Source organism: Cytophagia bacterium CHB2 (assembly GCA_030263535.1).
Taxonomy (GTDB): Bacteria; Zhuqueibacterota; Zhuqueibacteria; order Zhuqueibacterales; family Zhuqueibacteraceae; genus Coneutiohabitans.
Genome location: SZPB01000193.1, coordinates 1 through 12,196 on the forward strand (window position 1 = coordinate 1; position 12,196 = coordinate 12,196).

At 51.2% G+C, this 12,196-nt stretch carries 6 protein-coding genes; all 6 read right to left on the reverse strand.

Annotated elements, in window-relative coordinates; all coding sequences use genetic code 11:
- Positions 1 to 1,772: TonB-dependent receptor (locus FBQ85_17760; protein MDL1876981.1), on the reverse strand; the 1,772-nt coding region annotated here is incomplete at its 3' end.
- A 91-nt stretch (positions 1,773 to 1,863) separates the two neighbouring features.
- A complete protein-coding gene (locus tag FBQ85_17765; protein ID MDL1876982.1) occupies positions 1,864 to 5,415 on the reverse strand; it encodes a T9SS type A sorting domain-containing protein in 3,552 nt (1,183 codons plus the stop codon).
- A gap of 24 nt (positions 5,416 to 5,439) precedes the next feature.
- Positions 5,440 to 7,620: a hypothetical protein gene (locus FBQ85_17770; GenBank protein ID MDL1876983.1), complete on the reverse strand. Its 2,181-nt coding sequence runs from the start codon at positions 7,618 to 7,620 to the stop codon at positions 5,440 to 5,442.
- A 106-nt stretch (positions 7,621 to 7,726) separates the two neighbouring features.
- Positions 7,727 to 9,415 (reverse strand): hypothetical protein, encoded by a 1,689-nt coding sequence (locus FBQ85_17775; protein ID MDL1876984.1) that lies wholly within the window; start codon positions 9,413 to 9,415, stop codon positions 7,727 to 7,729.
- 158 nt (positions 9,416 to 9,573) lie between these two features.
- Positions 9,574 to 11,655 carry a tetratricopeptide repeat protein gene (locus FBQ85_17780; protein ID MDL1876985.1) on the reverse strand — a complete coding sequence of 694 codons (2,082 nt, stop codon included), beginning with the start codon at positions 11,653 to 11,655 and terminating at the stop codon, positions 9,574 to 9,576.
- Positions 11,636 to 12,196 (reverse strand): substrate-binding domain-containing protein (locus FBQ85_17785; protein ID MDL1876986.1); only part of this gene is annotated, 561 nt, incomplete at its 5' end. The genes FBQ85_17785 and FBQ85_17780, both read right to left, overlap by 20 nt.

Consider the following 12,196-nt stretch of genomic DNA (forward strand, 5'->3'; position numbering starts at 1 on the left):
GACAGAACTTGATAGGCGTCGTTTTGCGGCTCATAAACATTGGGATCGCTGGGATCGACCAGCACCAGGCCTTTGGAATCGAAATAATCAAAACGCAAACCGGCGTTGATCACCACACTTTCAAACTCGATTTTATCCTGCGCGTACGCCGAAAACTCCACGGGCTTGAACCGGTAGCGATTGTGATTCGGGCTGGAGAGCGGCGGAATCGAGGGCACGAACGGCTCGATTTCCACGCCATCCGGGCCAAGCGCCGGTTGAATGTTGATATTCTCTTCGAAGAGCTTGTGGCGTTTCACTTCGAACCCGAGCTTAAGCTGGTGCACCAAGTCGATTTGATTGGTGTAATCAAACTTGGCCACTTGCGAGGTGGTGGCACGCTCAAAAAAGCCGCTCTCCGTGCCAAGTGTGGCGAGATCATATCCGGAATCGACGCGCAGCGAGGTATCAGGATCGACCAGACGCGGATCAAGCGGATCTTCGAACAGGTAATTTTTGAACTCTTTGTAGAATTGCGACAGGTTTAATGTATAAAACGCGCGGCTGCCAAGGGTATGCGTCCACTGCAAATTGGCATTGTAGCCTCTGTCATAATTTGTGCGCCGCGCATCGGGAATCCAACGATAAAAACCGTTGTAATTCGCGCTGTTGTCATCATTGCCCAGCAAACCCAGCTTCACATTGATGGCATTGGCGAGTTTGTACGAGACTTTAAACTGCGCCGAGCGCTGCTCGCGGGTATTCATTGGCACGATTTCGCCGGCAATCGCATCTTTGCCGCTGGGACCGCCAAACACGCCCAGCGTGTCGCCGGTGAGATAGTTGAACATGCGCCTGCCGTTGAGCCAGCCGTCGCTGTTGAAGTAACGGCCGGTCGCGAAAAAGGTCAATCGCTTGCCAAGCAGCGGCACCGGACCGCTCAAACTCGCCTGCACGTTGCTGGTGGCAAGCGGATTCACGTCGTCGATGCCGAGGTACAAATCCTTGTCCGAACTGATATAGTCGCCGCCATACAAATTCACGCTGCCGTGATATTCCTGGCTGCCGTCTTTGGTGACGAGATTGATGACGCCGGACATGACGTTGCCGAACTCCGCGTTGAACGTGCCGCTGATCACTTGCAGCTCTTGCACGGATTCATTCTCAACGCGCACCGAAGAGCCGCCGTTGTACACGTCGGTTACGGACACGCCGTCGACATAGTAAGCCACTTCGCTGGCGCGGCCGCCGCGAATGTGAATATCGCCGCCGCGGCCCACGGTCACACCCGCCTGCAAACTCAACACTTCATTGATTTCCTGCACCGGCAAGGCGCGAATCTGATCGGAGGCAATATTCGCTTGCGACGAAGTAATCGATTTGTTGATGATTTCGCGCTCTGCTACCACCACGACTTCATCAGTTTCCAGCGTGGCCTCTTCCAAGGGGAAATTGATCGTGGTTGTGACATCGATTGAAACCACCACGTCGCGCAGCGAGATCGAGCGATACCCGATGAACGAGGCTTGCACCACATAGCGTCCTGGCGGGATGTTGATGATGACAAAGTTGCCGTCAATGTCTGTCGCAGCGCCCAGCGCGCGATCGAGCGGTACTTCGTTCCCGTCTTTGATTTGAGATTTGATCACCACGGCGCAGCTTGGCAGGCCCTCGCCGGTGGCCTTGTCCGTCACCTTGCCGGCAATTTTGCCGGTGGTGCCGGCCAGCAACATCTGGCTCAAGGCCAAAAGCAGCGCCAACACAAGATGAAAACACTTTGACGAAAGTTTCATCGTCCCTCCTTGGGGATTGTGAAAGCGGTCACAAAATTTAAAATTTCAAGTTGAAGTCACAAGCAATCAGAGTCTTTGTTACTCTGTCAGATTATCTGATCAAAGTCATCTTGGCAATTTGTCGCTCGCGGCCAACGCTAATTTGAGAAATATAAACTCCGCTGGCCACCTCCTGGCCAGCCAGGTCTCTGCCATCCCACAAAATTACATGCTCGCCGGCCACACGATGTTCCTCTCGCCATTCGCGCACAAGGCGGCCGTTCACATCAAAGATGCGCACTGAAACTAGGCCTGCCGACGGCAGAGTAAAGTGAATCTGCGTCGCTGGGTTGAAGGGGTTCGGCCAGGCGCTGATACTAAGGCGGCTCACATTCGTCCCAGTGCTGATTTTTGGTTTTGTTGCGTCTCGCTGGCCGAAGCCGTCATCGCCGTAAACGTGCACCAATGCACCGCGCGCTTTGTTCAGATCTAACCCCGCAAGCACGGGTCGCAAGCGCACCGCCACACCGCGATGATTGGCCAAAGCAATTTTTGCCGTCTTCGTTGATTTGATTTCGTCGTCCAAGCTCACGAGCTCGCGCAAGCTTGTTTCCAAGCTCGCATCGGTCGCACGATCGACCAATTCAAGGTATATCTCAAGGGTGGTTTTGTCCTCTTCCAGCAATTGTCCGGCTTTATTTGCGTAGACCTCGGTCTCGAATTGCATGGCCTCGGCGTTGGCTGGCACAATGAAATCAAAAGTCAATTTGTCAATAACAGTTTCCGTGGTGAGTGAATCTTCCCAATCCAATTCCGGAAAGATGAGCGGAACAACTTCACTGTCAATCATCGGCGCCGCAATGCGAAGAGCAAGAGCAGCATCTTCATTCTGTCCAAAAATGATTTGCCGGCTATAAGTGATTTCCTCAGCCGCCTCGGGTTTGCTTAAAAAACCGCCAAGCGACAGGCTGTAAGGCGAGCTGTCCGCACTACGATAAACGCCTTTGATCGAAGTGCCCGGTGGGTTCATGGTCGCGACCGAAGCATCGATGCCGTTGCTCGCATAAACGACGCCAGCCGAGCTCGTTTCCCAATATGAGCCGTTGAAACGCGCGTAGCGGATGTTCTTCGTGCCGCTGTCATCGTGCCACAACACAAATGCGCCGCCACTGCCAATACCGGCAATGTTCGGCCGCAAGTAATTCACGCTGCTGCTGTAAAACTTGGTATAAGTTGAGGTGTTGAGATTGTAACTGTGAAAAATGACTTTCCGGTTACCCTGGGTTTGATCTGTGGCTTGCCAAACAACGTGGCGATTATTGGTCGAACCGCGCGCATACGAAGGGTACTCATGCGTGTTAGCTGTGCTCAAGCCGCTGCTAACGTTAATCTCACTGCTCCAATTGCCGCCGTAAAAATGGCGATGATAAACCTGGCTGCCATTGTCCCATGCTGCGTCGAAATTGGCATAATCGTTACTACTGTAGGTGACGTTGGGATTGCGCGCGCTGGTGCTGGTGGTCACTGTGATCTCAGACTCCCAACTCGTACCGTTGGTGCTAGTCGAGCGCCGGGTTTTGAGCCCGCTACTGGTTCGATAAACGACCATCATTTCAAAGGAAGTTGAGGGCGTGCTGATGGCGAGTACAGGAAGCGGATCACTGGCTAGAGAAATCCCGGAAGTGATCGTTTGAATCATCTCCCACGATGAGCCATTGAAGTGGCGAAAGAGAATATTGTAAGTGTTGGTTCCAGTCTTGCGCTGCCAAACGGTATAAAGCTTTTTCGTCGTTCCATCAACACGCTCGACAATGCTTGGATAGCGATTTTGCTCGTCGCCGGCGCTCAAACGCGTGGGTGTTTCCCAGCTTGTGCCGCCGGAATTGGAGCGGCGATAGAGAATCTCACTCAGCACATTGCCGCCGGAAGCAACGCCAGATTCGAAAACGAGGTGATAGCGATTGTCGCTCGTTTTGACCATACGCCGGCCGTTATTGGAAGCCGTGGCCGTAGTACTAATAGACTTATTAGAATAGGCAAGCGCAAGCAGAGTTGCCTGGTAGGCATCAATCCGACCAGCACCATAGACATTATCTTTGCCGGGAATGCCAAATTCAACGGCAGTAACTTGTAGAACTCTTGACAAGTCAGCGGGAGATAGATTGGCGTTTGCAGAAAGCAACAATGCAACTGTGCCGGCAACGTGAGGTGTTGCTGCTGATGTTTGTTGGAATAATGCATAACCACCACTTGAACTTGTTGAGTAAAGGTTATCCCCTGGAGCAACGATATCAGGCTTGATAAGAGGCTTGCGCTCGTTCTGTGGTACCGTATCATATAGATACTGCCACCATTCAGAATTTATGATATTTTGACAGTCATGTATAGATTGAATATTTTCCCATGCTGTTGGGCCGCGCCCAGAATCATTTCGAATAGAATCATCTTGTTTCGTCGCTCCTATTGCCATGGTAGCACCAAGATAAGGATAACCAGTTTCAACCGGAGGCAACTGATCAGGATGTAACCAAGGTGGAGGACAATTTGCCGGAGCTCCCACATTCCAAGGTATGGGGCACCAAGGATATGTGTCGCAATCTCCCGTTGGGCTTGCGCCTAAATTACCCGCTGAATTCGTGTGTAAAATACCCAAATCATAAAAACCTAAAACAAGGTTTCGCCACGCATCATAGTCAGGCACATCCAAAAATTTCATTGTCTGCGACATTGTTACAATATCAGGCAGTTGAAATGTTTCTCCATAAATACTTTTCATGTCTACAAGAAATTGAAAGCCTGCCATGAGTTTAGTCTCGCGCGTTGCAGCATCGGTTGCATTTCGAATAATCATTACCGTTGTCCCAGGCGCCACTCCCGTGGCTTTCCCAGTAGTACCATCACCTCCTACAATACCTGTAACCAGCGTTCCATGATTTCCACCAATTGGGTTGTTGTCATTATCAACAGCGTCCCAGCCATGATATATAAGTTGTTGACCGTTATAAAAAAAGCTGCTGCCATCCCAAAGATGATTTGCGAGATCTGAATGGTTATAATTGCACCCATCATCAAGCACAGCAACAAGAACACCTTGGCCTTGAAATCCTATCTGCCAAACCGTCGGAGCCTTGATTTTTGAAACTCCCCATTCCGGGGCTGCCGCGATTGATGCCGACGATTTTGCTATTGTGTTGTGCGCATCCTCGGCATCAAATGTATGCATGCCAGGGAACTCTGGATCGTGGTCAATAAAACTAATTTCCGGCAACTCGCTAACACGAAGAATCAAATTCTTGCCAATTTTACAGGCATAGCGGGAAAATAACCAGAGATTTAACGTGCTTTCTACTTCGCCATCTAACTTGCCTTGCTCAAGAATAGCAGCGAAATTTCTTTGCTGAATATCTGCATAATTTTTTAATTCCGCCACGATGAGAGATTGCTTTTTAAGCCTGGGCAGAAAATCAAAGCTCTTCTTCTCTTCATCCGTAAAAACTCGTCGTCCAGACCAAGCAATGACGACATTAACCTTATCGTCATCCCCGATGCTATTCATCACATTTTGCAACCTTTTTGTGATTTTCGCTTGCGAAAAAACACTTTCTGTCGATTGAGAAATTAACCATGCGAGCAAAAATATGATGTGAAATATCTTGATGTACATGTTCTTTCCCCTTTCTGTGAAAAATTACCTAATCAACAGGATTTTGTTCATTACAACAGTAGTGGCTAACTGCACACGGACACAATAAGCACCGCTGGCAACAGGCCTGCTATTGGAATCTTGTCCATCCCAATCAATCTTGTATACTCCCGGTACAAGCACGCTTTTTGACAAGGATTTGACTTCTCTGCCGAAAAGGTCAAAGATTCTCACATCGACTAAACCAAAATCCATAATTTGATACTCGATGCGAGTTGATCCGTTGAAGGGATTGGGATAACTGCCCACACGAATAATCGCCACTGGCGTTTCCTTGTCGTGCGACAACCTAACAAGAGTTGAAAAATCATGCCATAAAACATGCAAACCCGCATCAGCGTATGCGAGATAAATCCATTTCTGATCAGCATAAACATCGGAGGCCAGGTAGTTGCCAAAGATGTAGCCGCCTAACTTCGGTAATGACTCCATGCGGGAGAGATCAAAAATCTCGATGCCCGTTTCTCCATTCGTCAAAAAAAGCTTCTCGCTCGTCACGAAAGCGTTTTTCTTCAAATAACATCCAACATTGCGATCTGCTCTCTCAAATGGCTCTTCCGGTTTTGTTACATCGAAGAGATGAAGATTGCACCAGGAAATGATACAGAGCCCGGAACCGGCCGCATGAACTTGAGAGTAGCTGTTTACCACATCATTAAGTTCCGTGATGGAAATTTTACTCGGTGAACTGGGAATAGAAACTTCAAATACTTCGATCCTCGGGTTATTTTGCAAAAGCGCAAAAAGATAATTTTGATAAATTTCAATGTCTACGATCCCACGTGCAAGAGTCGACGCAAGCCCTGCCGGGCGAACAGGATCAGAAAGATCAAAAACGTGTATTTCATCCGTGGTTGTGACATAAGCATTACCGTTATGAATTTCAATATGTCGGGCACCAGGCATGTTAAGTTGTCCCACCGTCTGCGGCACCTCCGGAAAAGAGATATCCCAGATTTGTACATTCTCCAGCGTCAGGACATAAGCAAAATGCTGCCAGAAAGCGATTGCAACAGGTTCGATAGGTAGATGTGCAACCGTGTTCATTTGAACAGGATCTGCGATGCTCATGATGCGTAACACAGCTGGTCGGCCAAATCGGCCCTCAACAAGGTATACATGATTGCCGTAAGCCCAAATTCTTGAGATCGCACCGCTGTGCGACAACCCTCCGATGATCTTGGAAGCGCTAACTGGACTGATGTCGACAATTTGCAGTCCTTGATAATCTGCTGCGGCATAGGTAATGCCGTTGAGCACCTGCACGCGCCAGCAGGCCGCTTCCGAAAAATACTTTTTGAGAATTTGTGGGTTCGCGGGATTGGAGATATCCAACGCCAAAATACCAAATCGAGAAGCGAGGTGTAGAACATCTCCTTCTTTTTTGAGATCTCTGGCCTCATCAGGAAAAGTTGATAACAATCGTGGCGGTGTTTCATCGGCAAGATCAATGATCTGCAATCCATTTGTTGTGCCGAGATACGCTAGCTTGGAATCCGTTTCAACACTGAGTACTCCGACTTCAGGATCATAGAAACCGACTGGTTGAGGCCTGGCTTTGTCCGCGATATTTACAATCCAAAAACCCTGGCCGTTGCTGTCACCCACGCCCGTAAAGCCAACGTAAGCGAGCTCGCCGAGCACGCGAACATCCACAGCGTTGTCCGCATGCACCCCATCTAACACCGAATTGCGATCAAAAACACCGACTTCCATTGGAACACTTTTGTCTGCAATATCAATGATACGCAAACCGAGAGCGCCACTGCACAAATATGCATAATTGTCCTTCACAACAACCCGTGACCCGTCAATTTCGAGAACGCCTCTCTCCTGGGGGTGATATGGGTCTGTGAGGTCAAAAATGTGAAACTTCGATGCAGCAAGATAAGCATAACTATTCGCAACAAAAATATCATTAATCCTGTCGCCAATTTCGGTTGCGGCGACTTGAATCGGTTGTTCTGGGTTCTGGATGTCGATGACAACAAAGGTTCCGCCTGCTGCCAAATAAGCAAACCTTCCTTCGACAGCTACGGCCTTTGCCGGGCCCAACAAGGCGTGGTTAGCCAATACCACATTTTCTGGCGACTGCATTGCTAGTATCGCGGTATCGCCCATCAACATCTGTACAAAAATCAATGTCGTTAGCAATAATGTCTTCATAAAACTCAACTCGGACAAGCCGCACCAAAAATTTTATCACTAGGGTACAAAGACACTAGGTTTTCTTAGCGTCTTCGTATCTTGGTGGTCAGAAAAATCTTTGCTTTCAAAACGGCGAGGCAATCCGCTGATAAACCTTCCGTTTTATGTCGATGCTCATCGCCTCCCGCAACCTCGCCAACTGCGCCTGCAACGCGCGCTGGCGGTAAAGCGGCAACAGCAGCGCGCGGATTTCCGGCACAGCTTCTTCAAACGTCTTTTGGCGTTGCGGCTTCACCTCCACCACTTGCACGAGTGTAAAATACTCGCCGTCCTGCAATGGCCCGGCAATTTCACCGGGCTTGAGCTTGAAAATATCTTCGGCGAAGTTACCCAAATCACCTTTGGTAACGAAACCGGCGTCACCGCCGCGTTCCGCCGTCCACTTGCGCAAACTATGCTGTTTTGCCAATGCGGCAATATCGCCGCCGGCTTTTACTTCTCTCAAAATTTGCTCGCATTGTTCCCGCGAGGCAACGGTGATTTCCCGCGCATGCACTTGTGCCGGATGCGTGAATTGCTGCGGTTGCGCTTCGTAAGCTTGCCGCAGCGAATCCAGTGGCACGGTTACGGTATCCGTCAACAGGCTCACCATTTTTTTCATCAAAAATTCGTCTTCCCGCTCGCGCGTGAGATGTTTGACTTTCTCATCTTTCTCCGCGCCGGCGGCACGCGCGCGCTGCAAATACTCGTCACGCAAAATCAAGCCGGAGATAAAATCTTTTAACTCTTCCCGGCTTTGAATACGCTGGCGCTGGCGTTCGGAAGTCCATTGCGCGCGTTCTTGAAATTCTGCGAAAGTGAACGGCTTGCCTTTGATGGTTGCCACTTCGGTTTCCGGCGCAATCACCGGCAACGCGGCGCCTCCCTCTTGCTCGTCCATTTTGCCGTTGGTTTCCACGCCGCGATATTGCCACATCTGTGCGATCGTATCTTCATTAAAACGAATGTCGAGTTGGACCAGCGTTTCCTGATCGAGCTGTTGAATCGCGGCGGCGCGCTTGCGATGCGTGACGATCCAGTTGAGTTTCTTGCGCATCTTGGCGTATTCCGTTTCCGTCAACAGCGGCGCGGGTTTGCGATCCTCGAGCTTGATGATGCTGTAACCGAATTTCGTGCGTACCGGCGCGGAGATTTCTCCGACACTGAGTTTCTGCGCAGTGGCCGCAAACGTCGGATCCATATCCTCCCACTTGAAATAGCCGAGATAGCCGCCGCTGTCCGCCAAGCGCTGATCTTTAAAAACCTGCGGCGCCAATGCCTCGAAGGTTGCGCCGGCCTGCAATTGTTCATAAAGCGCATCAGCCTGTTCGCGCGAGGCCGCGAAGAGATGCCGCGCCGCCGCGCTTTCATTCATCAGTGCAAACGCTTCCTGCAAATCCTGCTCCGTGACCACGGTACGGGCATCCGCCATTTGATCGCGATAAACTTCCAGCACCGCATCTGTATGCGACGATTGCGCGTAATGTTTGAAATCTTCATGCTCGCGCAAACCACGCCGGTCGGCTTCATGCAGCAAGACTTGTTCGTCGATCAACGTTTGCAGCAAAGCCTCGCGTGTCGTCGCATTGTCAACCGGCGTGAGCATCAAAAACTTGCGCAGGCGGTGCTCGTAGGCCTTTTGCGAAATGCTGCGCTCGCCGACTTGCGCGAGCGTGGGGTTGATCTCCTTTTCCTTCGCGCAAGCCGCAAACAAGAACAAACCCACAAGAGAATAAATGCAAATAATGATGCTTTTGTAGATCCGTGAATTCATGCTTTGCTAACGGGTTAAAACTCCATAAAAAATCGCTGTAAAACTGCATGCGCGCCAGAATCAAAATTTTCGAACACAGATCAAAGCGGATTCACACTGATTTTATCTGTGTAGATCTGTTGAAACTGTGTCCAACCTGGATGCCTCAAAATCAAAAATCAACCCTTCAACTGCTGCTTCAACTGCTCGATCTTCGCATTCCCCGGCGACAATTTCTCCAATTGCGCAATGACGGCGCGGGCATTCTCGGTTTGGCCGAGCATCATGTACGCGCCGGCGAGATTGTAGAGCGTCTGCCCGTCGTTGGGCGCGAGCTGCAAGGCTTTTTGCAGATAAGGCACGCCCTTGTCCGGCTGCTGGCGGCTGACAAGAATTGCGCCCACGACTTTGCAGGCCTCGGCGGAAGGCTCCAGTGCAATCGATTTGAGCAAACGATCCAGGGCGCGATCGTAATCCTGCACATGCGCATAAAGCAAGCCCGCGCGAATGTAGGGCGAGGAATTGTGCGGCGTTTGCAGAATCAACGCTTCATACTCTTTAATGGCAAGCTCGTACTGTCCGGTCTTCTCGAAATCTTCTGCCAGCAGCACATGAACTTTTTCCCAACTCTCTTCGCGCTGCCACATCGCATAAGCCAGCTTTTGCAAATAACTTTTGGGCTGATAGCGGAACGGTATGCTGCGCTCTTTGGGTGTGAACGGCCAGTTGTTCATCAACACTTCCAGGCGAATGGCCGCCACTTCCTCGTCCAGCGCCGTGACGCCGCGTTCCTGCCAATAAACCGAATCCGGCCGGCTGCGGCGGGCATCCCAAATGGTTTCGATCATGCCGTGTGCATGCATGGCCTCGCACAACTCGCGGCCCATGATGAAATAGCCCTCGAGAGTGGGATGCACATGTTCGAGCATGAGATTCTTGCCGATCAAACCCTGCGGCGAAGCTTGCGCGAACGCCGCGTGCATATCCACCAGCACCGCGCCGGTCGCCTGCGCCACTTCTTGAATTGCGGCATTAAAATCCGCGCTGGCGCGAAAACGCAGTCCGTCGAGATCGCGAGCTTTGGCGTAAGCGCTGCGCGCCTCCTCAAAGCGCCCCAACGCTTCAAGCCCTCTGCCCTTGAGAAAATGCAGCGCTGCCGGCGTGGCATCAATTTGTTCCAGAGAATCATATAATGCAAGCGCTTCCGTCATGTTGCCCTCGGACGCGAGTTTTTGGCCGTGTTGCAGCGTGCGCTCGAAAGCAGGGCGATCGGTTGCCGGATCATACATCGTTTCAAACGGCGCCAAATCACGCTCATTGCTGACGAGATTAGCAAGCAGAACGTCAACGCCCTTCTCTTTCCCGGCATTGATGATGTCCTTCAAATTCGCTTTAAAAAAATTGCGGGCACGATTGTACTTTTCACCGCCGTATGCAATCTGCTCGTCGCCCACCATCTGCTCCATCAGCGTCGTGTGCGCCTTGCCATCTGCGGAAGAAGTCGGGGCTAATGCTTTTTTCAGCACCGCCAATTGATCGCGCAAAAACAGCATGATTTTGAGTTGCTGCAAATCGAGATACAAATTAATCATGCCGCGCCAGCGGCCGAGCGATTCGGTGGAAGCCACGCCGAGCGCGCCATAAAACTCGTTGTGACCGCAATAAATGATCAGCGCATCCGGCTGTTGCGCCAGCGCTTCTTCAGTCAAATCGAGCAGCGCAAAGCTGTTGATCGCAGGCATGGCAAGATTGACGACTTCAATCTCACGCTCCGGGAAATAATCGCGCAAACGTTGATAAAGCATTTTCGACATGCTGCCGTTGTACATGTAAGGATACCCGGCGGTAGTCGATTCACCCAACACGAAAATGCGGTAACTGTTCGGCGCTTTCACCGCGCGCATCAAATCTTTCGAAGCCTCCGGCGTGACGCCGATCGTGGAAAAATAGCGCCGGCCAACGTTGTCATTGATTTGCAAATAACCCGGCACCAATTCCGCCGGCGTGAACAGCGCCAGATTGCCGCCATAATTTCCCGCGCGCAATACCAATTCGAAAATGAGAAAGAACAGCACCGGCGTGGCGAGCATGATGATCTTGAACACGCGCTCGCGTTTCTGCCGGCCGGCCTGCTGTTGCTGCCGGCGAAACGCCTTCACCGCGCTTTGATCGAGGCCGAGCTTTTTGGCAATTTTGGCGTCGGAAAGCCTGTTGCCGAGCGAAGCGATTTGCTGCTGTTGCTTAGCCGTCAATTCTGCCATGGCCGTTTCTCTGCGCTTTGAGCTTGGCGCCGCAAGTATCACGCACAATCAACTCCGTCTGAAACCGGTGCTGCAACTTCGATGAGGGCGGCGCGCCGTTGATTTTCGCCATGAGTTTTTCCACGGCCAAATCGCCCATTTCGCGGATCGGCTGCTTCATCGTGGTCAAGCCGACCAATTCCGCCAATTCGACGTTATCAAAACCCACCACGGCCATGTCTTCCGGAATGCGCAAGCCGCTTTGCTGCAAGGCGCGAATCGCGCCCAGCGCCTGAATGTCGCTCGCGACAAAAACTGCATCCGGCCGATTCTCGTGCAATTCCAACAATCGGCGCATGCCGAAATATCCGGCTTCTTTGTTGAAGCCATCATTGGGCACGGCGGCCTCTTCCGGCAACATATCGCTCGAAATCAGCAAGGATTCATTTACGGGCATGCCCGCCTCCTGCATCGCATGGCGAAATCCCTCCAGGCGTTCTTGCGCCGGCGTGCTTTCGAGATGGCCGTTGATCATGCCCATGCTGGTGTCGCCCAGCATCAG

Bases quoted from the DNA above. Each gene is read 5' to 3' on its own strand.
- FBQ85_17765 (MDL1876982.1), bottom strand. From the start codon at position 5,415: ATGTACATCAAGATATTTCACATCATATTTTTGCTCGCATGGTTAATT.
- FBQ85_17780 (MDL1876985.1), bottom strand. From the start codon at position 11,655: ATGGCAGAATTGACGGCTAAGCAACAGCAGCAAATCGCTTCGCTCGGC.
- FBQ85_17770 (MDL1876983.1), bottom strand. From the start codon at position 7,620: ATGAAGACATTATTGCTAACGACATTGATTTTTGTACAGATGTTGATG.
- FBQ85_17775 (MDL1876984.1), bottom strand. From the start codon at position 9,415: ATGAATTCACGGATCTACAAAAGCATCATTATTTGCATTTATTCTCTT.